Source organism: Streptomyces sp. NPDC048637 (assembly GCF_040650675.1).
Classification (GTDB): domain Bacteria; phylum Actinomycetota; class Actinomycetes; order Streptomycetales; family Streptomycetaceae; genus Streptomyces.
In genome coordinates, this window is record NZ_JBEZHQ010000019.1 from 113,131 (window position 1) to 135,768 (window position 22,638).

Sequence of the window (22,638 nt, forward strand, 5' to 3'; positions counted from 1 at the left end):
GCTCCCGTCGTGAAGCGGGTAAGGATAGAGGCCTGGCGGCAGCGTCGACCCGACATCGAGGTGGGGGCTACGGGCACCGGCTCCGCGCCCCCGTTTTCACGCTGCGGGACGGCCGTTGCCGCCGCACCCTCGTGGTCGGCGGACAGCCGTCCCGGACAGTGACCGGGTGAAGCTGCCGTCACCTCCCTACTCCCTCACCGCACTCAGCCCGCAGGAGCCACCATGACAGCGGACCGCCACGGACATCTGATGAGTGACACCGGCGCCGAGGCCCTTGGCCACTACGAACAGGCTCTGGACGACCTGCTGTTCTTCCGGCCCCGGGTCGCGGAGGCAGCGCAGTCGGTACTTGCCGCCGCGCCGCGCTCGGTGCTGGGCCAGGTGCTTGCCGCCTATCTGGGCGTACTGGGGACCGAGGAGAAGGACGCGGCCGCCGCACGCGACAGCTTTGCCCGCTTCTGCTCCGGACTGGACACGGCGGGGCCGGCGCCTCGGGAGCGGATGCATCTCGCGGCCGCAACGGCATGGCTGGACGGCGATGTGCACGGTGCCGGCCGGATCCTCGGTGACCTCACCATCGCCTACCCGCGCGATGCGCTGGCCCTCTTCGCAGGGCACCAGCACGACTTCCTCACCGGGGACGCCGCGCGCCTCCGCGACCGCGTCGGCGGCGCCCTGGATGCCTGGGACGAGGACGACCCCCACCATGGGCCGCTGCTCGGTATGTACGCGTTCGGCCTGGAGGAGTCGGGCCATTACGAACGCGCCGAAGAGGTCGGACTGGCGGCGCTGGCCCGGCATCCGGGCGATGTGTGGGGAATTCACAGCGTGGTGCACACCTACGAGATGCGGGGGCGCTTCACGGACGGAATCCGCTTTCTGGACGCCCGTACCGCCGACTGGTCACAGGGCAGCCTGCTCACGGTCCACAACTGGTGGCACTACGCCCTCTACACACTGGAGACCGGCGACACCGCCCGGGTACTGGAGATCTATGACTCCGCGCTCCACCACGACGGGGCGGCGGGTGTCGCGATGGAACTGCTCGACGCCGCGGCCCTGTTGTGGCGGCTGTATCTGGCACAGGACGAACAGAGCGCACGGTGGGCCCGGCTGGCCGACGCCTGGGAGAGCCGCCACGACGGCCCCCACTACGCCTTCAACGACGCACACGCGGTCATGGCCTATGTGGGATCGGGGCGCGTCGCCCGGGCGCGGCGCCTGGTCCAGGACCGGCAGCGCTGGGTGGCGGCGGAGCCCAGCGGGTCGAACCGCGCCATGACGGCCGAGATCGGACTGCCCGTCTGCCGCGCCCTGATCGCCTACGGACAGCACGACTACGGCCGGGCCACCGATCTGCTGCTGCCCGTCCGCCACCGGCTGCACCACTTCGGCGGCAGCCACGCCCAACGGGACGCGATCCAGCGGACCCTCGTCGAGGCGGCCATCCGGGCCGGCCGCACCGAGCTGTCCCGGACCCTGCTCAGCGAACGTATCCAACTGCGCCCGATCTGCCCGTACAACTGGTCGGCCAAGGCCCGGCTGGAGGAACATCTCGGTGACCCGGTACGCGCCGCGGCCGCCCGCGAACGCGCCGCCGCACAGCGTCAGCCGGAGTGACCCCGGGCGGCCGGACCACCTGGGGGAGGGGGCCGGATGGGGTGCGGACGCGCGCCGGCGTGCGCACTCCCGGCGGCGCGGAGGCGTGACCGTTCACCCGTATGGATGTTAAGTCGGTTATGGATACTTCTCGTTCGGGCAGACGAGCAGCCATCGGCGCCGTCACCGCACTCCTGCTACTCGTCATCACGGCGGTGGCCGGCCCCACGGCCACCGCCGACAGCCAGCGGCCGCCGGCAGCAGACCCCGCGGCGATCCGCGACTGGAACGTCATCGCCACCGACACCATCAGCGCCAACCTCAGCCCCACCCGCCCCTCCGGACAGGTGGTCATCTGGCACGGGTTCGTCTCGGCCGCCGTCTACAACGCCGTGGTCGGCATCCAGCGCACCTACGCCCCCTACAAGTGGCGGGCGCGCGGACCCGCCACCGCCTCGCCCGAGGCGGCGGCGGTGACCGCCGCACACCGCGTACTGCTCACCTACTTCCCCGCCTCCCAGGCGCCGCTCGATGCCGCGTACGCCGATTCGCTCGCGAAGATCCCTGACGGCAGGGCGAAGCGGCAGGGCGTGGCCTTCGGGGAGCGCGCCGCCGACCACCTCATCGAGCTGCGTGAAGACGACGGTCGGTTCGCACCGGTGGAGTTCACCGCCGCGCCCGCGCCCGGTGTCTGGCGGCCCACCCCGCCGGCCCACCTGCCCTTCATCGACCCCTGGCTCGGCACGCTGCGCCCCCTGCTGCTCACCTCCCCGGACCAGTTCCGTCCCGGCGGTCCGCCTGCGCTGTCCTCGGTCCGCTATGCCCAGGACGTGAACGAGGTGAAGGCGATGGGGGCGCAGACCGGTTCGGCCCGCACCGCGCAACAGACCGAGACCGCCCTGTTCTTCGGGGGCAATCTGGCGGTGCAGTTCCAGTCGGCGTTCCGGGACCACACCGCCCGGCACCACCTGGACATCGCCGAGACGGCACGGATGTTCGCCGCGGCGAACGCCTCGGCAACCGACGCCGTCGTCACCGCATGGGACGCCAAACTCCACTACGGCTTCTGGCGGCCGATCACCGCCATCCGGCTGGCCGACACCGACGGCAACCCCGCGACCGACGCCGACCCGCAGTGGCAGCCGCTGCTCGTCACGCCACCGCATCCCGACTACCTCAGCGGCCACACCACCGTCGCCGGCGCCGTGATCCGGACCCTGACCGGGATCCTCGGCACCACCCACCTCGACCTCAACGTTCCCTCCGAGCTCACCGGCACCACCCGCCACTATGAAGAAGCCGACCAGTTCAACGAGGACATGATCAACGCCCGCGTCTGGGCCGGAATCCACTTCCGCACGGCGGACGTTGTCGGATGCCGCGCCGGCAACCGCATCGGCGCCTGGGCGTTCACCCACTACTTCCAACCGCTGCGCCCGGCGGCAGGCCGGCCCGCCGTGCCGCCGGCCCGGCCGATGTGCCCGCCCGGCAGCACGAGCTGACTGGTCCCGCGTTGCTCGCCGATCTCCGACGCGGGAACCACGGCCGGCCGGGCGGCCCGTACGTGCCCGACCGGTTGGCCGTACGTGCCGGACCGGCCGGCCCGTCCTTGCGGCCCCGCCGCCCGGCTGACGGCGAGCGAGGCAGGAAGCCCACCCCACGACGTCAGTGACGGCCCGCGGGAACCCCCGTGTCGTCGACGGCCGGTGCGGTGGCGGGTGCGGTGGCAGATGCGGTGAACTCCGGGTCGGGTTCGAGGAAACGGATCGCGACCGCGGTGGCGAGATGCAGCACGGCGAAGATCCAGGCGATGCCCTGTACGCCGACCGGTCCCAGGGCGACGGCGACGATGGCCGGTCCGGCGAAGGTGCTCGCGCCTGCTCCCAGATTGAGTGCGGACATGGCCTGGCCCTTGTGGCGCGGCGCCAGCGACGGGATCAGCGCCGAGATCGGTACATAGCCGGCGAGGGCGATGCCATAGAGGGCCGCCGCGACCGCGGAGGCGGCGAAGTGCGGACCGGCCACGACCGGGACGTAGTACAGCCCCAGACAGGTCACCGCGCAGGCGACGGCGCCGAACCAGGTCATGGTGCGCTGCCATCCGAGCCGGTCGCCGACGGCTCCGAAGAACAGGTTGGCGAAGATGTTCGCGGCGAACATCACGCTGAGCAGACGCAGCCAGGCCGAGGTGCTGAAGCCGACCGTCTCGGTGAAGAAGAACGGCAGACAGACCAGGAAGCCGAACTGGGAACCGGTGCTGACGACGCGCACCGCGGCGCCGACGGCCACGCGCGGGCGGCGCCGCATGATCGAGACGCTGCCTGCCAGCGTCGTCAGCGGATTCCCGCTGTCCGGAGCGAGCCCGGACCGGCCGGTGGGCTCGCGCACCAGCAGCAGGGTGAGCAGGCCGCCGAGCGCCACCAGGCCGAGCGCGAGCCACAAGGTCCGGTAGGAGCCGACCAGCGGGATCGTGGCGCTGGCCACCAGCGAGCCGAGGGTCGGCAGGCCGCCGGTGAAGGCGAACCAGTACCAGCCGACCGCCGTTCCCAGCCGCTGCGGTGGGGTCGCCGCGGTGACCCACACCAGGAACCCGTAGGCGAACAGGGGATATCCGAAGCCGCGCAACCCGTAAAGGAGCAGCAGCAGCGGATAGTTCATGGCGGGCAGGGCCACCGTCAGCATGAGCACCTGGAAGACGAGCCAGATGGCGAAGCCCGCGGTCATCACCCGCCGTGGTCCCCACAGGTCGGAGAGGGCTCCCGAGAGCCAGGCGCCGATGGCCACGGTGATGCCGTAGACGGCGATGACCACCGCCGCATCGGCCTTGGCCAGACCTTGGTCGGCCAGGTACTTCGAGAAGAAGCCGGTCTCCACCCCGTCGCCCGTCATGAACAGCAGGATTCCGACGAAGCCCCAGGTCAGAGCGGGGGGTATGCCGAGCCGGGCAAAGACGGACCGCCGGCGGGAAGCCGGCGGGAGGCCGGCGGCCGGTGTCTGCGCCGGTAGACGGGGAGCGGAGCTGCTCATGGGCCCTCCAAGGGGGCGGATCTTGACGAGGGGGTGGGCAGGGGAGTGGCGCACCGACGGGTCGCGCAGACGGTGAGCCGGCGCAAGTCTTCTCGCATTTTGTGCGAAGTCAAGACTGCTCTGATAAAAAAAGAAGCGGTACCGTGCTGAAGCCAAGGGGTGACGCGGCAGCCCACCGGTCCAGAGCCGGAGCGTGCGACGCCCCCTCCACATCCCCACACCCCGAGGGAGCCGTGAGCCCGCCATGACCACCACATCCGGGATTCCCGCCACCATGCGCGCCGCCGTCCTGCACGGACCCGGGAAGCTGAGCCTTGAGGAACGTCCCGTCCCCGACCCCGGCCCGGAAGAGGTGCTGGTCCGTGTCGAGGCGGTCGGGACCTGCGGCTCGGATGTGCACTACTACCGGCACGGACGCATCGGCGACTTCGTCGTACGGGAGCCGCTCGTCCTCGGGCACGAGGCAGCCGGCACGGTCGTCGCCTGCGGCCCGGGCGCCGACACCCGCCGGATGGGCCGGCGCGTCTCCATCGAGCCCGGCACCCCCTGCGGCAGCTGTGGTGAATGCCGTCCGGGCCGCTACAACCTGTGCCCGGACATGCGCTTCCTCGCCACCCCGCCGGTGGACGGCGCGTTCTGTGAATACCTCGCCGTGCACCAGGATTTCGCCCACGAGGTCCCCGACTCCCTCACCCTGGAGGAGGCCGCACTGCTGGAGCCGCTGTCCGTGGCCGTCTGGGCCTGCCGCAAGGCCCATGTCGCCCCCGGCGACCGCGTCCTGATCACCGGTGCGGGTCCCATCGGCCTGGTCGCCGCCCAGACGGCACGGGCCTTCGGCGCACGGGAAGTACTCGTCACCGACGTCCTCCCGCACCGCCTCGCCCTCGCCCGCGCCACCGGTGCCACCGCCCTGGACGTCTCGGCCACACCGCTGAGCGAAGCCGGGTACACCCCCACCGTCCTCCTGGAGTGCTCCGGCGTCCCCGCGGTGAGCGGCGAGGCGATCCGTACGGTGGGCCGGGCGGGCCGGGTGGTGCTCGTCGGCATGGGCGGGGACGAGATCCCGCTCCCGCTGAGCCGGGTGCAGAACTACGAACTGGAACTGACCGGCACCTTCCGCTACGCCCACACCTGGCCCACCGCGACGGCGCTGGTGGCGTCGGGTGCGGTCCGGCTCGACTCCCTGGTCTCGCACGGTTACGGTCTTGCCGAGGCCGAGAGCGCACTGACCGTCGCCACCCACGACGCGACCGCCGTGAAGGCCGTCATCTACCCGCAGCGGTAGGCGCTGCCGCTGTCCGACCGGAAAGGGGCGGCCCCGATGGCTTCCACACGGTCGTCGCTGGCCGAGGTCGACCGGCGACGGCAGGACGTACTGGCCCATGTCGTCGAGCACGGCGAAGTCCGCATCGACGAACTGGCCAGGCACTTCGGGGTCAGCCTCGCGACCATGCACCGCGATCTGGACCAGCTCGCCGAACGCCGGCTGCTGCGCAAGGAACGCGGCCGGGCCGCGCCCTTCCCGAGCCTCACCATGGAGACCGCCACCCGCTTCCGCATCGGCGTGAACCACCCGGTGAAGGAGACGCTGTGCGCCGCCGTCGCCGACGAGATCCGGCCCGGCAGCACCATCGTGCTGGACGACTCGACCACCGTCTTCCCGCTCGCGGCCCGGATCGCCCGGACCGAAGCGGTCACCGTGGTCACCAACTCCCTCGGTGTGGCCCGGCTGTTCGACGAGACGCCGGGCACCGACGTCACGCTCCTGGGCGGCCGCTACCGCGGTGAGTTCGGCTCCTGTGTCGGCCCCGACGTACTGCGCGGCCTCGGCCGGATCCGCGCCGACCTCGCGGTGATGTCGGCGGTGTCCGTGCTCGGCGGCCGCCTCTTCCACCCGATCCGCGAGTACGCCGAGATCAAGGAGGCCGTGCTGGAGTGTGCGCAGCGGTCGCTGCTGCTGGTGGACCACAGCAAATTCGGCAAGACCGCCACCCACGCTTACGGCGACATCGGCCACTACGACCGGGTCGTCACCGACCGCGGTACACCGGCCGAGGAACTGACCGCACTGCGTCGCGAGGGCGTGAGCGTCGACGTGGTCGACGTGGTCGACGTCTGACTCCGCGGCTGACGGCACCTGCCCGGCTGACGGCACCTGCCCGGCTGACGGCACCTGCCCGGCCGACGGCGTTCCCCGCGGACGTTGACAACTCCGCGGCCGAAGAGTCCTCCGCAGCCAACGGCACCTCCGCAGCCGACGGCACCTCCGCAACCGCGACGCGGCCCGGCCGGCGGGTGCCGGTGTCAATAACTCCCCTTTCGCGACAACGTGGCGCCTTCATCGGCCAAAAGTCTGCCGGCGCACAACGCTGTCGCCACCGCGCCTGTCCTACCGCACGCATCTGTACACAGGTTCTTCTCTGGAGGTAAGTCATGCGACGGTTGGGGACAGTGGCCGCGGCGTTCGTGCTGGCGGGCGTCGGGGTGGCGGGCACGGCCGGGGTGGCCGGGGCCGCGACCGGCCCGGTGGGTAAAGCCGCCCCGGCCACGACCTGTTCGACCGTCTGGGGCAGTGGCACCAAGTCGGCCACGGACGCGAACACCGCGCCGCTGAAGAACATCAAGACCGGCCGGAACGCCTGCTACGACCGCATGGTCTTCGACATCAGCGGTGCGACCGGCAAGCGCGGCTACCACGTCGGCTATGTCGACACGTTCCACCAGGACGGCTCGGGCGAGAAGATACCGGTCAACGGCGGCGCCATCCTGCAGATCTATGTGTCCGCGCCCAGCCACGACCCGGCGACCGGCAAGCAGACCTACACCGGGACGGCCGGCAAGCCGCTGCCGGGGGTGAACCTCGCCGGATACCGCACGTTCAAGGACACCAAGTTCGGGGCGAGCTTCGAGGGCCAGACCCAGGTCGGTCTGGGCGTGCGCGCCAAGCTGCCGTTCCGGGTGCTGCAGTCCGGCCACGAGCTGATCGTGGATGTCGCACACACCTGGTGATCCGACGCACGGCCAAGGGCCGCCCGGTGTCGCTCCGCTGGAAAGCATGAGCTGACACCGGCGGCTGCCGTGTGGAGTTGCGCCAGAACCAAACTCGTGAGCCGACTCTTCTGCGAAGGGTGTGCGATGGCGCCGCACACGGCACGTGATGAAGCGGTCAGGTGCCCATTCCGCCCGCGGAGGGGGGAATGAGCTTGTGAACTTCCGGGTCGACCTTCAGACCGAGGTCGGGCTGTCCCAGCCAGTCCAGCCGGACGGACGCATCCTGTGCACGTTTGGCCAGTTCCAACTGGAGTCTGTGCACACCCAGCAAGAAAGCCTGCAGGGAATCGACCCCGAAGGTGGCCTCGACGCCCTCCCTGCCCAGGCCCAGAATCTGGTGGGGACAGTACCAATCCTGTCCGGCCCCCAGAGTGTCCGGCTGCGGCTTGCCGATCTTCACCACCACCTGTGTACACCCCCCGTCTTCGGCGAACGCATTCATCTGCCGTTCGGCAACAACCTCGCCGAGCTCATAGAGCATCATCGTTGGCCCCGACTCATCGCCTCGAACATGGACTCGCACGATAACAAGAGCCGGTCGTTTCGCCCCCTCGTCGAGCCAGGAGCGCGGCAGAGGATCTCGTCGTAGGGCCCCGGTGGTGCTGGCGAGTGGGACCTGGCCGCTCTCGGGCCCGTCCTCGAATCCGCCTACAACCGCGGCGCGCAGCGCAACGGCATCAGGCCGTTGAACGAGGACGTTCTGAGCTTCGTGAACGCCGTGGGGATGCTGCGGGTCATCGCCTCCCTCTCGCTCGTGCCACAACTGCCCTCGTTGGTGGAGTATTTGATGCCGGCCGTCGATCAATGGCAGACGATGCCGTTCGCCGGCGGCATGGCCGGATGACACGGACAAGGGACGACGGCCAGGAGCGGAACCCTCCAGCTGCTCGACCTTCATGGGCACCCGCTCAGGATTCGATGGCACAGGACAGCTGTGGTCGCTTCACTTGGCGGATGAGCGCCTGAGTTGGGGGTCCGGGGGTTTCGGCCGGAAGCCAGCCACGGCAGCAAGGAGGGCGGCGGCCACCGCCTCATCAACTACTGGGGTTTTAGGCCTGGTCCGAAGCGATTCTGCGCAATGTTGCAGGTCGCCGGCGGCTCCCCACGTCCTGCTTCCCGCGATGTGGCCAAGGGGCTGAACTGGCCGATGAGCACTTCGATCTGTTCTCTATAGTCGCACCCATGGATGAGGGAAAAAGTGAAGAGTCTCAAGGCCGTCCCACCGTGCGCGTCGCCATGTCTGTGGGCTGCACCTTATTGATTTTAGGCCTGTTTTGGTTCCTGGCTTGGAAGGTTGGGTGGTGGACTCCCGGCCTCGGGCTTCTGTCGGCAAAGGTGGCCGTCGTGGTGTCAACGGGGCTCGTGGCCTCGGTCGCCTGGTTCGCCGGACGACGCTGAAGCGCTTCGCGGGGGCTCCACCAACGCCGTCGCACAGCTCCTCCCCCCTGGCGCATCGTTGAGCGGTTCGCCTAAAAGGACGTCTCAACTGGCTTGATTACTAGATGAATGAGTCCAAGGGGTGTCGTTGCGGTCAGTGATCGTAGGCAGTGAGTGACCGCTTGATGGGCTCTCCAGTCTGGTCGTTGCGCCAGATCGCCGCTGTGAGTGCGAGGATCCGGCACAAGACCCGGGCTGACACCCCTGCCGGGCTCTTGCCGCCGTGTCGTTCCAGGTTTAGCTGCCCCTTGAAGGTCTGATTGATCGACTCGATGGCCTGCCGCAGCGGCTTGAACAGGTGTGACCGGCCGGCTCGGCTTCCCCCTTGCGGGCTGGCCGCAGCAACGTCAGGCGACGCTCGGCAAGGCCGTGCTCGAACTCGCGGCCGAAGTAGTTCTTGTCCCCGATGATCGTCTGCCCGGGGTGAACGGCGAGGACGTCTGGCGCGGTATCGAGCATGTCGCGCAGCCTTTCGCGCTCGTCAGCCTTAGCCCCGGTGAGTGCGAACAGGACCGGCAGTCCGCCGAGTGTGCACACCAGGTGCAGACGCAGCCCCCAGAAGTATCGCGAGTGTGATGCGCAGTAGCCGTACTGGGCCCAGCCTGCCAGGTCCGAGCGTTTGGCCGTGCCGGACTGCTGGGGCACGTAGGGAAACAGGGTGGCCGAAGTCCCGCCCGACGCGGCGTAGCCAGCGCTGCTCAGAGGTGTATCCGAGCAGCGCCGACATGACCGCGAGCGTGATCGGCTCGGCGTCACTGAGCGTGGGCGTGATTCCCACGGCAGGCCGCCACGGCGCCAGCCACGGCGAAGACTTCAACTTGTCGTCGATCCGGGCATAGAGTGCCGTTGCGAGGGTGTCCAGGTCGTTAGTCATACATCGACGTTGGACGCCCTCGTCTCATGTCCGCAGGCGATCCCTTGGACTCATTGAGGGATCCGGGGGCGGCGCCCACTGCAGTGACTATGCGTCACGGTCATTTCGCAGGGCCTGGATGAGCCAGGGGTACACCGGGATCAGGTTCGGTACTACCTGCCAGCCGTTGACGATCCACACCAGCCGCCAGTATCGGTCCACCCGGGGATCGTGTGCTTCTTCAAACTGCTGGGCCATCCAGTCCCGGAATTCCGTATCAGGGGTGCGCGCGAACACCTCGGCAAAGCGGTGCACGAGGTCGTCGATGACGGGTGCGCCCCTATCGCTGAGCGGGTCGATGCCCGACTCCATGGCCTCGGCCACCTTCTGACGGGTGAACTCCATCAGTTCCTCGCCGACCTCACTCTCGATGTCGAGCGTGCGCCCGGCGGCCTGGCACCTGGCCGTCCGGCGCATCCGGGCCCGGAAGTCCTCGTCGCCGACCAGCTCGGCGAGTTCCACCCACGCGGCGACCTGCTCGCTGGACGGATCATCGGGGAGGTCAGGAGTGGCAGCGCGAACCATGGCCACCGCGGCCGGGTCGGCATCCACTGTGCCGAAGGTGCCCTCCACGAAATCGTCAATCAAACGTCGGCGTTCCTCGCCGGACAACTGCGTGAGCCTGTGCATGAGCTTGGCCTCCTCGGGACTGGACCCGCATCTGGCCACGACTCGCAGAACGCTCCGACGTAGTTGCAGCACCCGGATCTGGACGTCCATGGCGTCGACATGTGCTGCGGCGACTTCCGCCACCGAGAGCTCGCGGTCCAGTACCCGTTGAATCGTGGCCAGGTCCATGCCCAGCTCGCGCAGTGTGCGGAGGAGTTCCAGACGAAGCAGTGCGTCGTGGTCGTAGAGCCGATAGCCGGCGGGACTTCGGGTGGTCGGCGCTACCACCTCCGAATCGGAGTAGAACCGGATGGTCCTCACGGGCAAGCCGGTCCGCCGGGAAAGCTCCCCGATCGAGTAGAGGGTCGTAACGTCCATGTCCCCCACTCTGCTGTCTCCAGTCACTGGAGACTCAAGGCTATTCCCCAGCCGGGCCCCGACCGAGACGTCCTCCGAGTTGCTGAAGCATGCATCGCGTGCTCCCGCTGACCGCCAGGACGACGGGCACGCCTTGCACGCGCTGGGCGAGCGATGGCAGCGACATGCGTCACCGCTCGCTGGCGGCTATAGCTACGAGCCCTTGGACTCAATCATCTAGGCCGGATGCCGTGATGGCGGAGGTGCGGCGTCTGGTTCCGGACAGGGTGTGGGCATCGTTTCAGCGCATGGCACCTCCGGCGCCGCTGCGGCTGCCGGGCGGTGGCTTACCGCGGTGGCGCCGACGTCGGATCGCGGCCGCCCTGATCCGCTGCTGCCGACTCGGCGGCTGAGCCCGGCAGCTGGCGGCCTTTCGTCCGCCCGAGCCGGTGACCACGGCCCGGCAGCTCATCGACGAACTGGCCAACTGGACGCTCATGCTTGCCCACGTCCTGGCCCGCGGCGAAGTCGCCCGCGCCCATGCTCTGTTGCACACCGTCATCGCACCCCAGCAACTCCAGCTCTGCCGCCTCCTGCGCGACAGCACGGCCCACTGGCTCACCCCCAGCCGCGCACTGGAACAGGACCTGCCCGCCACCGACCGCCGGCGCTACGCCTCCACCACAGCCGCCGCTTGTGACCAGGACGTGCACACGGCAGCGCACAACAGCTGGTGCTGGAGCCGGGACCTGGCCACCGAAGCAGCCAACCGCTGGACAATCCACTTGCCGCACACACTTCACGAACAGATCAGCCGACTCCTGAACGAACCTCGCTGACTCCATCCGGCTGGGGCCACCGGAACCGTCCACCCGGAACCGTCCACCCGGACCCGGCCAGCCGGACCCGTCCAGTGTCCCCGGCCGGGCAGCCCCCGGCCCCACAGAACACCAATGGAGATCACCCCAAGCGCAGATCCAGCGGCCCTACAAGGACCTCGCCGCTCGCATGGTGAGTGAGGCCCGCGGGCGCGGGACGCCGACGGCAGTCGAGGGTGCGTCAGATGGCTCAGCGCAGCAGCCCATGCCGCACCTATGGCGTCGTATATGCCTGACCGCGGCTCGCTTTCGCCTTCCCGGCCCGCTGCGGCCTTGAGGGCTCGCCCACCGGGCCGCCCGACGCGTCGGCCGGGCGACCACTCGCATCCTCGTAGGTGCTGGGCTGCGGGGTCCCTTCGGGCCCGAGCCCCAAGACCGGCAGCCTGCCCGACAGCGCCAGCGTGGTCTGTTCCTGCGACAGGGCCACACCGGTCACTTCATGCAGAAGCGCGAGCGGGGCGTAGCGCGGGTAGGGGTCGGCCGCATCAAAGAAGCCTGCCTGCCGCATCTCCGCCACCAGACGGTCGGGATCTGCAGCCAGACCCTGCGCGGACCGGTCCTGCGGAGTCAGTGTGTCGAAACTGGTGATCAGAGTCCCGTCCTGCCAGTACTCGACGGTTCCCGTTCCGACCGCTTCGGAGCAGCAGATCACCTCGGTGGCTCGGGACGCACGCTCCAGCCGCTCGCGGATACTGCCCCAAAGGCTGGCTGGTTCCAGGGAGAAGGCCCAACTGTCGGCCTCTCCTGCGCGCGCCGCACCCCAGGGCCCGTCGTAGTTCTCCAAGCCCTCCTGCAGGAAGGCGTTCGCCTCGTCTTCATCCTGGGGGATGAACAGATCCGCCGCCTCGGCGCCCAGGCGCAGTAAGAGCTCACGGCCGGTGAGGTCCTTGGCCAGGACGAGGCAGTGAGCCCCGTATGCATCGGCGATCCAGTCCAGCGGGCTTGTGTCTGTCACCGTCATCCCCTCGTATGTCTATGCCTGCAAATGAGGTCAAGAGTAGTGAGACATCAGGTGATGAGCTCAAGTCGCCGCTGCTGTCCCGCAACGATGCTTTCGCCCTGAGCCGGCGCTTGCCTAGACCTGCAACTCCTCAAGGCGCGCGAGCTCGTCCCGGACCAAGTCCCTTTCCTCGGCGGTGAGGTGAACCGCTGCGGCCTTGGCGAGGGCGGAAACCGCGGTCTCTTCGTCACCGAGGCGCCTGGCGACATCCGCGCGCAGCACCAGCAGGCGCAGCAGCTGCACAGGCGTGGGCCGCTCGTCCTCACGACGCAGTACCTGGTCGAGGACCTTGGCGGCTGCCGCCGGGTCCTCCTTCGAGTCCGCGAACAGGGACGCGTAGTGCAGGGCCCGGGAGAAGGTTTCCGTGGGCGCGGGCCGGTGATGCAAGTCCTCGCTCATCGGCTGACCGATGCGGATGCAGTTGCCGCCCGGATCGGTCATGAGGAACTGCCGCATGCCGTGCGAGGTGTCCCTCAGTGCCCCGATGCGTGGCAGTCCACGGGTCGGGACCTTTCCGTACGTTGCCTTGAGGCCGGCCCGGAAGGCCTCGTACAGCCCGTCGACGTCATCGGCCAGGACGTAGCAGGTGCTGAACGATTCGGTCGGCTCATAGTGCTTCATGCCGAAGAACTGGAGCTGGATACCGCCGCGTTCGACGACCGCGTACGGATTGGGGCTCTTCTGCTGGAAGATCACCTCGAACCCGAGGGCGCTGTAGAAGTCCAGAACGGGCTGGATGGTGCGGCACGGCAGGACCGGAATGGTCTTCTCACTCATGCGAGGGGACTCTAGTCAAAGTTGACCAGATGTGCGAGGGGTGGGTTCCGGAAGGGGCGCGGAGAGCACGGCATGCTGATGACGTGGTGCAGCGCCTGAGCCGCAGGTGCGAGAACTCGAACCGGCGGCGGCCGCCGCGATGCAAAGCTCCTCCTGTAGGGGGCGCGCGCCGCCGGACACAGAAGTCCGTGCTTGCCTGCTTTCCGGGCTAACTCACCGCCCATTCAAGGTCGGTGACACGCCATCAGCACCCTGCTGTCTCTCCGGCACGGAACAGGAGTGGTCGAGGGGGACGACGGCGGCACCTTCGCCATCGCCCCGCCCTGACCGGATTCAAGGTCCGGCGGCAAGCCGACTGCGGCGGCAGCATGCCGACCGTGGTGCTCTCTCCGGAGCACCACATATCCCTCCGCCGTGAACACCTGGTGATAGCCGGTGGTGGCGGCTTGTTCCAGCACGGGGCGCATGCTGCCGTCCGGGAAGCTTTCGGCGCTGTCGACGACGATCCAGTCGGCCGGCCGGTAGCGCAGCGCCTGCCGTGATGCGAGGTACACGGTCGCCCGGTCGGTGAGGTGGGGGGCCAGGCTGTTGCTCGCGGCGACGCGGGCGCCGTCCGGTATGTGGGCGAGGGCCGCGTGCGCAGCGGCGGCCCGCGGGGCGTGCTGCCAGAACTGCTCGGTGGCGGCCTGCCGCAGAGGCAGGAAGAGAGAGGTCACGCAGGCGATGACCAGCGCCGCGCCCGGTACGGACCTGAGCAGTGCCCGGCTGCGGCCCGAGAGGGCGCGATTCCGGCCCAGGCGCGCCAGGGCGTCGACCAGGGCGAGGAAGGCGACTGGCATCAGTACGGCCGAGTAGTGGTGCTGCATGCCCCAGTACGACGGGTTGTCGGAGGCGAACCGCCACCCGAGCGTGGGCACGGCGACCCACAGCAGTGGGCTGCGCAGGGCGAGGAAGACGGTGGGCAGCAGCACCATCGTCAGGGTCACGAGCTTGGTGCCCGGCACGAAGAAGTGGCGTACCACCTCCCAGACGTCCGCCGGCTGTCCGCCGGCCGTGCCGTGCGGCGAAGCGGAGGACAGGTAGGCGTAGGTGCCCTCCGGATTGACGTGTGGAATGGCCACGCACACGATGAGCGCCATGGCGAGGGGACCGAGGACGCACAGCGCCGCCCCCGCCCCCCGGTGCCGGCGCAGCAGCAGAAGGCCGAAGACGAACACGGTCGATCCCATGTCCTCCTTGACCAGCAGGAGGGCGCCGGCCCAGCAGGCGGCGGCGATCCAACGCCCGTCCAGGTACGCGGCCAGGGCGAGCGCGAGCAACGGCACGGCGAAGGCGACCTCGTGGAAGTCGAAGCCGACCAGTTGCTGCAGGCCCCAGGAGAGGGCGTACGCGAGGCCCAGGCAGGGGGCCGACCAGCGGCCCAGGTGCCCCTGGTGCCGGGCGGCCGCGCGCGTGACCGCATACGCCGAGCAGGCGACCAGGGCGGCCTGGGCGAGCAGCAGCATCTCGACGTACGGGAACAGCCGGTAGACGGGTCCGAGCACCGCCAATACCGGGTGGAAGTGGTCGCCCAGCAGGGGAAAGCCGGCTTCTTGGATGTCCGGGCCGCCGGACGCCGCCCGGATGTGCGAGAAGGGCAGGCGCAGCTCGGCGTACGAGCGGATGGCCTGGCCGAATATCCCCAGGTCGTAGCCGGTGGTCTGGAACAGCGCGTGCCGGCGCAGGGCGAAGACGGCGTACACGGTGAACGTCAGGGCCGCGACACCCGCCGGAACCAGGACGTGCCGCCGCCCGCGTCGGGCACAGTCGACCGCTGAGGGCATGCGGGCGGCAGCGGGGGAAGCCGTGAGCCGGCGCCCGGCGACCACGGTGGGGAATGCGGCCACACGACACCTCGGACCGTGAGAAGGAAGACCTGTCGTCTCGGCCTCCAGACCGGGGCCGGGGCCCGATGATTGCTCGGACCCGCTGAGAGGACGCTGAACAACCCTGAAGATCACTTCAGGAAACAGATCGTCGGCCAGCGGATACTGAACAGATGCGCTTGCTCGTGATCGAGGACGAACAGCGGCTCGCCGCCTCACTCAAACGCGGCCTCGAAGGGGCCGGGTACGCGGTAGACGTCGCCCACGACGGCCGCGTCGGCCTGTGCATGGCGCGCGAACACCCCTACCAGGCGGTCATCCTCGACATCATGCTGCCCGGCCTCAACGGCTACCGGGTGTGCGCCCGGCTGCGCGCCGAGGAGATCGAGACGCCGATCCTGATGCTCACGGCCAAGAACGGCGAGTATGACGAGGCAGAGGCACTGGACACCGGCGCGGACGACTACTTGGCGAAGCCCTTCTCGTACGTCGTCCTGGAGGCCCGGCTGCGGGCCCTGCTGCGCCGCGGCGGTGCCCGTACCCGCTCCGTGCTGCGCGTCGGCGACCTCTGGCTGGACCCGGCGGAACGCGGCTGCGGACGCGGGGAGGTAAGGATCAGATTGACGGCGAAGGAGTTCGCCGTCCTGGAGTGCCTGGCCCGGCGGGCGGGCGAAGTGGTGCCGAAGGCCGACATCGCCGAGCAGGTCTGGGACGCGGCCTTCGACGGCGACCTGAACATCGTGGAGGTGTATGTGAGCGCGCTGCGCCGCAAGATCGACGTGCCCTTCCGGCGGGACACCATCGCCACTGTCCGGGGCGGCGGGTACCGGCTCGTGGAGCGGCATGACCACTGACGGAGAGCGACTGCCGGCGCGTGCCAGGATCCGTGCCGCCGCCACGGCAGCGGCCACCGCCGGGGCCGTGGTCGTGGCCGGCGCGCTGTTGCTGAGGGACGCCGAACTGGATGCTCTTGCCCGCCCGGCGCCACGGCTCGACCAGGCACCGACCGATCTGGGACCCGCTCTGGAGGTGACCGTAGCTCTCGGCGCGCCGCTCGCCGGCCTCGTCGTCGCCCTCGTCGCCTGGGCGACGGCCGGGGTACGGAGCGGCGACAGGACCGGGGGCGCGGCGCCGGGCAACGGGCCGGGGGAGGGGGAGGGGACGGATGGGGAACAGCGGCCCCAAGAAGGCCGGGTCCAGACGCGGGACGTAGGCGCGGAGGCGGTGTGCGGCGGGGTGTCGGGGAGCGATCAGCGGCGCATGGCCGGGGCTCGGCGTCCGCGGATGCGGTCGGCTCTGGCCGCTGGGGTCACCACTGCGCTGTTGTTGTTCCTCCATGGTCTGTGGTTGGAGGACTTCTACTGGAGCCGTCCCGATCCCGCTGCGACCGTGGCCCTTTCCTGGAGTCTTCGCTTCGCTGCGCCGTCCACGGCGCTGCTCGTCGGCTCCGCCACGTGGCTGGCCGGAGTGCCGTACCGGCGCAGGCTCCCCTTGCGGGCCCACTCCGCGATCGTCGCCGGAATCGCCTCGGCTGTCGTGGTCTTCGGGGGTCTGTTGTGGCTGTGGAACACCAACCGGAACTACACGGACCTCAGCGTGGATTCCGCCCTCTCCTGGGGAATGATCATGGGCGCGCCACTCGCCGGAGTGCTCATCGCCGCCGTCGCCTGGGCATCGGCGGGACGTGCCCTGCGGCCCGTGGAGGCGATCCGCAGGCAGCTGGAGGACATCACGGCGCGCTCCTTGAACCGCCGGGTCCCGGTGCCCGCATCGGGGGACGAGATCACCCGCCTCGCGATCACCACCAACGCCACCCTGGACCGGCTGCACAGCGCCGCTGAACGCCAGCAGCGCTTCATCGCCGACGCCTCCCACGAGCTGCGCAGCCCGATCACCAACCTCCGTACCGCCCTGGAGTCCGCGGTGGCGCACCCGCAGAACGTCGACTGGCCGGCGGTCGTACGCGACACCCTGGCCGACGTCGAACGTCTCCAGCACCTCACCGACGACCTGCTGCTTCTCACCAGCCTGGTCAGCACCGGCCGCGCCCAGGGCCCCCTGATGGACGTCTCCTCCCTCGCCCATGACCTCGTCGAAGAGATCCGCCACCTGCGCCGTGGCCGTGGTCTGTATTTCACCTGCACGGCTCCCCAAACGGCGCTGGTGCGCGGCAGCACCCTCCAACTGGAGCGCCTGCTCCGCAACTTGCTCGACAACGCCTGCCGCCACGCCCGCACCTGTGTGCAGGTCACCGTGTACGTCCCGCCCGCGGGCCCGTCGCAGTCGACCGCCGGACCGCCACGACTGACCCTGGAGGTGCGCGACGACGGCCCGGGCATTCCCGCGGCCGACCGGGAATGGGTCTTTCAGCGCTTCACCCGGCTCGACGACGCACGCAGCCGTGACGCCGGCGGTACGGGGCTCGGCCTGGCCATCGCCCGCGAGATCGCCGTCCGCCACGGCGGCACCCTCCATGTCGCGGACAGCCCCCGCGGAGCCCGCCTGCTGGCCGAACTGCCATCGGAGCTGAGTGAGTGACCTTCATCCGATCGGGCCGGTCCGCGCGAGCGGCCGGCCGCTGAAACGTCGAAGGACGAAGAGGGCGTCGCAGCACACCAGGGACCCCGCGGTGGCTGGGGTGCCCATGCGCCCGTCGTCGTTCGTCCGCTGCTGTAGTGGTGTTCCGCTGCGGTCGGCTCGCCCCCTGCGCTTGGTCGTTCCTGGGGTGCTGCGTGGGGTGCTGCGTCTGGTGCTGCGTCTGGTGCTGCGTGTGGTGTGGGACGGGTGTCCGTCAGGTGGTGCGGGCGAGGGGGGGAACAGGGGGCGGCCTCTCCAGAGGGCAAGGGCGCCGCCAGTGGCGTAGTCGGACGTAGTCGATGCGGCGGGCGCTGTGCAGGCGTTCGGCCAGCTCCTCACCGAGCGGACCGTTCGTGAGGTGATGGCGCAGCCGGGAAGTGGCATGCCGGTGGACGTAGAGGAGTTCGGCGGCGATGGAGAGGTGCATCCGTTCGGCGCCCCCGGCGCCTGCCACGGGGTCGGCCGCTCGCGCGGAGAGCCCCTCCGCGAGGGCGCGGAGCTGGGCGCGCGTGAGCGCGGGATTGGCGGCCAGGGCGGCGAGGTGTGCGGGCGTACCGTGCGCGACGACAGGCGAGTGATCCAGCCGTCAGGCGTCGAAGCGGTGGCGGGCGGTCTCGATATGACCGAGGTATCGATGGGTCCAGTCGCACATTCCGTCAACCGTCGCTCGCAGGGCTCGGCCCGGCTCGGTGAGGGTGTACTCGACCCGGGGCGGCACGGTGGGGTGCACACACCGCTCGACCAGACCGTTACGCTCCAGCATGCGCAGGTTCTGGGTGAGCATCTTGTGGCTGATGCCCTCGATCTCGTTCCGCAACTCGCTGAAGCGCAGGGTGTGTTCACCCACAGCCTCGATGATCAGGAGCGCCCACTTGTTGGCGATGTCCGAGAAGATCTCCCGCGCCAGGGAGTCCGCGCGTGTCAGGTCCGCTTCGTCTTTGGGTGAGCCCTTGAACTGCTTGGTCACCATGAGGTTCCCCAGTCACCGAAAAGTGCGTTCTTCCATGCCGGCAGCCACTCTCCTACGGTTCCTGAGTAACCACAAGAGACCGCAGGTGTCTCTCACGACATGAAGGCAGGCAGCATGGCCGTCACCCTGATGAACCCCAGCGGATTGCCCGAAGCCGACGTCTACCGGCAGGTGTCGATCGCCTCCGGGGCGAAACTGGCCTTCATCGCCGGACAGGTCGCCTGGGATGCCGAGGGGGTCACGGTCGGTGAAGGCGACCTCACCGCGCAGGTCGAGCAGTGCTACCTCAACATCGGCACCGCCCTGGCCGAGGCCGGTGGTTCCTTCGACGACGTGGCGAAACTGACCGTCTACGTCGTCGACTGGACCCCTGACAAGATGCCCCTGCTTCTGGAGGGGATCTCCCGGGCGGCCGCGAAGCTGGGGGTCACCCCGGTCCCACCGGCCACGCTGCTGGGCGTAGCCGCACTGGACATCCCCGACCATCTGGTGGAGATCGAAGCTACCGCGGTCCTCGACTGAACAGACGCTCCTCGCCCACGCAGCCCGCACACCCCGACCGACAGAGGAGAACTCCGTGTCCGGTATGCGCAGCACTGGCGTCCGCGCCGCCCTGTTCACCGTCCCGCTCGCCCTCGGCCTCCTCGGCACTGCTGCCGCACCCGCCGGAGCCGCCGCACCCGCCGGCTCCCAAACCCCCCACACCTCCCACCCCGGCAAGTCCCTCACCTGCCGCGGGAAGGGCGTCGACCCCGACGCCCTCGTCCGCCACCGGACCGAGACCGTGATCAACGCCCCGCTGCGCACCGTCTGGAAGCTGCAGACCGACGTGGAGCGCTGGCCGTCCTGGCAGACGCCCGTCGAGACCGTGGAACGCCTCGACCACGGCCCCTTCCGCAAGGGTTCGGCATTCCGGTGGACCACCCCGATACCTCCCAACCCCTCAACTCCCGCCACCAGCCTGGAGATCACCTCGACCGTCCAGCAGATCAAGCACCACTCGTGCATCCGCTGGACCGGCCCCGCGATCGGCGAAGGACTGCGCATCGACGGCGTCCATGTGTGGAACTTCAGCAAGGTCAAGGGCGGCGTCCGCGTGAGTACCGAGGAGACCCACACCGGCCCCCAGGTCGAAGCGGACGTTCCCACCGCGTCCAAGATCCTCCGTGAGGGCCTCGAAGCATGGCTGCGCGACCTGAAGTCCGCCGCCGAAGCCCGCGCCCACAACCGGCCGTCGTACTGACCCACCAACCGGTTCCGCGGCCCGCTGCGCGTCAGTCAGTACGGCGGCCGGTGGTGGCCGGTGGTGGCCGGTGACGGCCCTTGGAGCCCTACCGCTGAGCGTCGGCTTGGTTGCGGCGGCGGACACGGGCGAGGGGTGCAGAGCGAGCGCGGCCGTTGGCTGGGGTCCAACCCCGGCGCTCCGCAGCGGCAGCATGCGAAGTCCTGAGTGCCTGTCAGACGTGGGCTGCGGGGGCGGGGGAGTCGCAAGCACACCGAAAGCGAGCGCCGTTCCCCTCCCCGGGAACGGCGCTCGCGATGGGTGCCGGTTTATGGGCCCGGTGGCCGTATCAGTCCTGCTGCGCGTTGTGCAGTTCGGAACGGAAGGCCGCTTCACGGGCGGCGTGGCCCGGGCGACGGCGGAGCCCCGCCCACGCGATGCCGAGGATGACGAACCACACCGGGGTCACCAGCAAGGCCCGCAGCGTGTCGGGTTCCTGGGTCAGCGCCCAGAGGAGGAACACGAAGAACACGAGCACGACGTAGCACATGACGATGCCGCCGGGCATCTTGAACTGCGACGCCTCGTGCAGGTGCGGACGACGCTTGCGATACACGAGGTAGCTGATCAGGATGATCGACCAGACGAAGATGAAGAGCACGGCGGACACGGTGGTCACCAGGGTGAAGGCCTCGATGATCGAGTCGTCCATGGCGACCATGACCACACCGGCGAGCAGAAACACCCCGGAGAGGAGCAGGGCGTTGGCCGGTACCTTCCTGGAGGTGAGTCTGCCGAAGCGCGCCGGGGCGTCGCCTTCCCGGGCCAACCCGTACACCATCCGTGAGGTGGAGTAGATGCCCGAGTTCGCAGACGAGGCGGCCGAGGTCAGCACCACGAAGTTGATCGCCGAGGCGGCGATCCCCAGACCGGCAAGAGTGAACATCACGACGAACGGACTGCGGTCCGCACTGATCTCGCGCCAGGGCGTGACCGAAATGATCACGATCAGCGCGACGACATAGAAGAGCATCACGCGCACCGGGATCGAGTTGATCGCCTTGGGCAGGTTCCGCTCCGGGTTCTCCGCCTCGGCCGCGGTGGTGCCGACCAGTTCGATGCCGACGAAGGCGAAGGTCGCGATCTGGAATCCCGCGACGCACCCCATGGGGCCGGTGGGGAAGAACCCTCCGTCGTTCCAGAGGTTGGAGAAGCTTGCCGCCGCGCCCCCGGGCGCCTGGAAGTGACCGAACACCATGACCAGCCCGACGACGATCAGCGCCACGATCGCGACGATCTTGATCAGCGCGAACCAGAACTCGGTCTCGCCGAACGCCTTCACGGTGGGCAGATTCAAGGCGATCAAGAGGACGACGGCGGCCAGCGCCGGTATCCACAGCGGTAGGTCGTGCCACCAGTAGGTCACATACCCGGAGATCGCGATGACGTCGGCGATGCCGGTGACGATCCAGCAGAACCAGTAAGTCCAGCCCGTGAAGAAGCCGGCCCACGGCCCCAGCAGGTCGGCTGCGAAGTCGGCGAAGGACTTGTAACGCAGGTTGGAGAGCAGCAGCTCGCCCATCGCCCGCATCACGAAGAAGAGCATCACCCCGATGATCATGTAGACGAAGATCACCGAGGGCCCGGCCAGCGAGATCGTCTTGCCCGAGCCCATGAACAGGCCGGTTCCGATCGCACCGCCGATCGCGATGAGCTGGATGTGCCGGTTGGACAGCTGACGGGAGAGGTGTTGCTCACCTTCGGGCGGGGGAGTGGATCCGGCCGACACGGTGGTCGAGCCGGTGTCACTGCGTTCAGGCATGGGCAAAACCTCGCGGATCTCAAGACCCGTGCGGGCACGGGACAGGGGGCATCTTGGAGCATGACCACGCGCCCACAGGGGGCGAGCGGCAGGGTGGGGCTGCGCGCGGACCTGCGGCAGCCGACAGGAACGGTGTCAGTACGCTGAACGGTCCCACATAGTAGATCGAAGATCAGCCCGGGAGCCGGCACGCAGTGGCGGTCAGGGGAGCGGCGGCGGAACAGCCATCAGGGGCTCCTCGAATGTCGAGCACGGGCAGGAGCCCGTACGGCCGAGTGAGCCTCCCCCTCTGTCATGAGCCTGAGAGCTTCGCCGCGCGCAGCACGCGGCTTGCACCGTGGGCGAGGCGCGTCAGCGCCTGCTTTTCAGAGTTGCCTGCCCGAGCGGTAGGGATGCCTGAGAGTTTCCGGGGAGGTGTTGCTCCTTCGGCGCCTGGGTCTGGCTGATCCAGTGCTCTCCCGCTCCGGGGTGAACGGCAATGTGCGGTGAGGCTAGGGCCACATCTGCGACCGGTCAAGGGACCGACCGAACGCT

At 69.2% G+C, this 22,638-nt stretch carries 21 protein-coding genes, 1 pseudogene and 2 riboswitches; of the genes and pseudogenes, 12 read left to right on the forward strand and 10 right to left on the reverse strand.

What is annotated here, in order from left to right; all coding sequences use genetic code 11:
* Positions 1–222 precede the first annotated feature (222 nt).
* Entirely contained in the window at positions 223–1,620 is a 1,398-nt protein-coding gene (locus tag AB0C46_RS23505; protein WP_362830043.1) for a tetratricopeptide repeat protein, read from the forward strand.
* 119 nt (positions 1,621–1,739) lie between these two features.
* Positions 1,740–3,101: a vanadium-dependent haloperoxidase gene (locus AB0C46_RS23510; protein WP_362830045.1), complete on the forward strand. Its 1,362-nt coding sequence runs from the start codon at positions 1,740–1,742 to the stop codon at positions 3,099–3,101.
* 163 nt (positions 3,102–3,264) lie between these two features.
* On the opposite strand, the gene AB0C46_RS23515 is transcribed toward AB0C46_RS23510, so the two are convergent.
* Positions 3,265–4,626: an MFS transporter gene (locus AB0C46_RS23515; RefSeq protein WP_362830046.1), complete on the reverse strand. Its 1,362-nt coding sequence runs from the start codon at positions 4,624–4,626 to the stop codon at positions 3,265–3,267.
* Positions 4,627–4,870: 244 nt separating this feature from the next.
* Here AB0C46_RS23515 and AB0C46_RS23520 point away from each other — a divergent pair, with 244 nt between their 5' ends.
* From AB0C46_RS23520 to AB0C46_RS23530, 3 genes are all read left to right on the forward strand, one after another.
* Positions 4,871–5,911, forward strand: a complete 1,041-nt coding sequence (locus tag AB0C46_RS23520; protein ID WP_362830047.1) for an NAD(P)-dependent alcohol dehydrogenase — start codon at positions 4,871–4,873, stop codon at positions 5,909–5,911.
* A 36-nt stretch (positions 5,912–5,947) separates the two neighbouring features.
* Entirely contained in the window at positions 5,948–6,745 is a 798-nt protein-coding gene (locus AB0C46_RS23525; protein ID WP_362830049.1) for a DeoR/GlpR family DNA-binding transcription regulator, read from the forward strand.
* Between the two features lie 314 nt (positions 6,746–7,059).
* Positions 7,060–7,635, forward strand: coding sequence for a hypothetical protein (locus AB0C46_RS23530; protein ID WP_362830050.1), 576 nt, complete (start codon positions 7,060–7,062; stop codon positions 7,633–7,635).
* A gap of 157 nt (positions 7,636–7,792) precedes the next feature.
* Here AB0C46_RS23530 and AB0C46_RS23535 read toward each other — a convergent pair whose 3' ends face one another.
* Positions 7,793–8,161, reverse strand: a complete 369-nt coding sequence (locus AB0C46_RS23535; RefSeq protein WP_362830051.1) for a hypothetical protein — start codon at positions 8,159–8,161, stop codon at positions 7,793–7,795.
* Positions 8,162–8,362: 201 nt separating this feature from the next.
* On the opposite strand from AB0C46_RS23535, the gene AB0C46_RS23540 reads away from it, so the two are divergent.
* Together AB0C46_RS23540 and AB0C46_RS23545 are read left to right on the forward strand one after the other, a co-directional pair.
* Entirely contained in the window at positions 8,363–8,521 is a 159-nt protein-coding gene (locus tag AB0C46_RS23540; RefSeq protein WP_362830053.1) for a hypothetical protein, read from the forward strand.
* 338 nt (positions 8,522–8,859) lie between these two features.
* Positions 8,860–9,075, forward strand: a complete 216-nt coding sequence (locus AB0C46_RS23545) for a hypothetical protein (protein ID WP_362830054.1) — start codon at positions 8,860–8,862, stop codon at positions 9,073–9,075.
* 133 nt (positions 9,076–9,208) lie between these two features.
* Here AB0C46_RS23545 and AB0C46_RS23550 read toward each other — a convergent pair.
* Together AB0C46_RS23550 and AB0C46_RS23555 are read right to left on the reverse strand one after the other, a co-directional pair.
* Positions 9,209–9,988, reverse strand: a pseudogene (locus tag AB0C46_RS23550) (transposase).
* Between the two features lie 87 nt (positions 9,989–10,075).
* Positions 10,076–11,014, reverse strand: a complete 939-nt coding sequence (locus AB0C46_RS23555; RefSeq protein ID WP_362830085.1) for a MerR family transcriptional regulator — start codon at positions 11,012–11,014, stop codon at positions 10,076–10,078.
* Between the two features lie 428 nt (positions 11,015–11,442).
* On the opposite strand from AB0C46_RS23555, the gene AB0C46_RS23560 reads away from it, so the two are divergent.
* Positions 11,443–11,832: a hypothetical protein gene (locus AB0C46_RS23560; RefSeq protein WP_362830055.1), complete on the forward strand. Its 390-nt coding sequence runs from the start codon at positions 11,443–11,445 to the stop codon at positions 11,830–11,832.
* 253 nt (positions 11,833–12,085) lie between these two features.
* Here the strand turns inward: AB0C46_RS23560 and AB0C46_RS23565 are convergent, their stop codons facing one another.
* The 3 genes from AB0C46_RS23565 to AB0C46_RS23575 form a co-directional block, all read right to left on the reverse strand.
* On the reverse strand, positions 12,086–12,826 hold the full coding sequence (locus AB0C46_RS23565) for a DUF6461 domain-containing protein (RefSeq protein WP_362830057.1): 741 nt from the start codon (positions 12,824–12,826) through the stop codon (positions 12,086–12,088).
* Positions 12,827–12,946: 120 nt separating this feature from the next.
* Positions 12,947–13,648 carry a VOC family protein gene (locus AB0C46_RS23570; protein WP_362830058.1) on the reverse strand — a complete coding sequence of 234 codons (702 nt, stop codon included), beginning with the start codon at positions 13,646–13,648 and terminating at the stop codon, positions 12,947–12,949.
* Between the two features lie 224 nt (positions 13,649–13,872).
* Complete coding sequence (locus AB0C46_RS23575) at positions 13,873–15,534, reverse strand: DUF2079 domain-containing protein (RefSeq protein WP_362830060.1); 1,662 nt, start codon at positions 15,532–15,534, stop codon at positions 13,873–13,875.
* 152 nt (positions 15,535–15,686) lie between these two features.
* On the opposite strand from AB0C46_RS23575, the gene AB0C46_RS23580 reads away from it, so the two are divergent.
* Together AB0C46_RS23580 and AB0C46_RS23585 are read left to right on the forward strand one after the other, a co-directional pair.
* The gene (locus AB0C46_RS23580) at positions 15,687–16,367 is read left to right on the forward strand and encodes a response regulator transcription factor (protein WP_362830061.1); all 681 of its coding nucleotides are present in this window, start codon (positions 15,687–15,689) and stop codon (positions 16,365–16,367) included.
* On the forward strand, positions 16,357–18,051 hold the full coding sequence (locus tag AB0C46_RS23585; RefSeq protein ID WP_362830062.1) for a HAMP domain-containing sensor histidine kinase: 1,695 nt from the start codon (positions 16,357–16,359) through the stop codon (positions 18,049–18,051). Before AB0C46_RS23580 ends, AB0C46_RS23585 begins: the two co-directional genes overlap by 11 nt.
* Positions 18,052–18,304: 253 nt before the next feature.
* Here AB0C46_RS23585 and AB0C46_RS23590 read toward each other — a convergent pair whose 3' ends face one another.
* Positions 18,305–18,544 carry a hypothetical protein gene (locus tag AB0C46_RS23590; RefSeq protein WP_362830063.1) on the reverse strand — a complete coding sequence of 80 codons (240 nt, stop codon included), beginning with the start codon at positions 18,542–18,544 and terminating at the stop codon, positions 18,305–18,307.
* Positions 18,545–18,676: 132 nt separating this feature from the next.
* Positions 18,677–19,060 carry a helix-turn-helix domain-containing protein gene (locus AB0C46_RS23595; protein WP_362830064.1) on the reverse strand — a complete coding sequence of 128 codons (384 nt, stop codon included), beginning with the start codon at positions 19,058–19,060 and terminating at the stop codon, positions 18,677–18,679.
* A 114-nt stretch (positions 19,061–19,174) separates the two neighbouring features.
* Between AB0C46_RS23595 and AB0C46_RS23600 the strand changes: the two genes are divergently transcribed.
* On the forward strand, positions 19,175–19,582 hold the full coding sequence (locus AB0C46_RS23600) for a RidA family protein (protein WP_362830087.1): 408 nt from the start codon (positions 19,175–19,177) through the stop codon (positions 19,580–19,582).
* Positions 19,583–19,646: 64 nt separating this feature from the next.
* On the forward strand, positions 19,647–20,303 hold the full coding sequence (locus AB0C46_RS23605; protein ID WP_362830088.1) for an SRPBCC family protein: 657 nt from the start codon (positions 19,647–19,649) through the stop codon (positions 20,301–20,303).
* A gap of 328 nt (positions 20,304–20,631) precedes the next feature.
* Here the strand turns inward: AB0C46_RS23605 and cycA are convergent, their stop codons facing one another.
* Positions 20,632–22,104: a D-serine/D-alanine/glycine transporter gene (gene cycA / locus AB0C46_RS23610; protein WP_362830065.1), complete on the reverse strand. Its 1,473-nt coding sequence runs from the start codon at positions 22,102–22,104 to the stop codon at positions 20,632–20,634.
* A gap of 282 nt (positions 22,105–22,386) precedes the next feature.
* A riboswitch (glycine riboswitch) is annotated at positions 22,387–22,478 on the reverse strand.
* Positions 22,479–22,575: riboswitch (glycine riboswitch) on the reverse strand. It abuts the riboswitch before it with no gap.
* Positions 22,576–22,638: the final 63 nt, after the last annotated feature.

Bases quoted from the DNA above. Each gene is read 5' to 3' on its own strand.
- cycA (WP_362830065.1), bottom strand. From the start codon at position 22,104: ATGCCTGAACGCAGTGACACCGGCTCGACCACCGTGTCGGCCGGATCC.
- AB0C46_RS23505 (WP_362830043.1), top strand. From the start codon at position 223: ATGACAGCGGACCGCCACGGACATCTGATGAGTGACACCGGCGCCGAG.
- AB0C46_RS23600 (WP_362830087.1), top strand. From the start codon at position 19,175: ATGGCCGTCACCCTGATGAACCCCAGCGGATTGCCCGAAGCCGACGTC.
- AB0C46_RS23605 (WP_362830088.1), top strand. From the start codon at position 19,647: ATGCGCAGCACTGGCGTCCGCGCCGCCCTGTTCACCGTCCCGCTCGCC.
- AB0C46_RS23555 (WP_362830085.1), bottom strand. From the start codon at position 11,014: ATGGACGTTACGACCCTCTACTCGATCGGGGAGCTTTCCCGGCGGACC.
- AB0C46_RS23570 (WP_362830058.1), bottom strand. From the start codon at position 13,648: ATGAGTGAGAAGACCATTCCGGTCCTGCCGTGCCGCACCATCCAGCCC.
- AB0C46_RS23545 (WP_362830054.1), top strand. From the start codon at position 8,860: ATGGATGAGGGAAAAAGTGAAGAGTCTCAAGGCCGTCCCACCGTGCGC.
- AB0C46_RS23535 (WP_362830051.1), bottom strand. From the start codon at position 8,161: ATGATGCTCTATGAGCTCGGCGAGGTTGTTGCCGAACGGCAGATGAAT.
- AB0C46_RS23580 (WP_362830061.1), top strand. From the start codon at position 15,687: ATGCGCTTGCTCGTGATCGAGGACGAACAGCGGCTCGCCGCCTCACTC.
- AB0C46_RS23525 (WP_362830049.1), top strand. From the start codon at position 5,948: ATGGCTTCCACACGGTCGTCGCTGGCCGAGGTCGACCGGCGACGGCAG.
- AB0C46_RS23520 (WP_362830047.1), top strand. From the start codon at position 4,871: ATGACCACCACATCCGGGATTCCCGCCACCATGCGCGCCGCCGTCCTG.
- AB0C46_RS23595 (WP_362830064.1), bottom strand. From the start codon at position 19,060: ATGGTGACCAAGCAGTTCAAGGGCTCACCCAAAGACGAAGCGGACCTG.
- AB0C46_RS23585 (WP_362830062.1), top strand. From the start codon at position 16,357: ATGACCACTGACGGAGAGCGACTGCCGGCGCGTGCCAGGATCCGTGCC.
- AB0C46_RS23515 (WP_362830046.1), bottom strand. From the start codon at position 4,626: ATGAGCAGCTCCGCTCCCCGTCTACCGGCGCAGACACCGGCCGCCGGC.
- AB0C46_RS23530 (WP_362830050.1), top strand. From the start codon at position 7,060: ATGCGACGGTTGGGGACAGTGGCCGCGGCGTTCGTGCTGGCGGGCGTC.
- AB0C46_RS23510 (WP_362830045.1), top strand. From the start codon at position 1,740: ATGGATACTTCTCGTTCGGGCAGACGAGCAGCCATCGGCGCCGTCACC.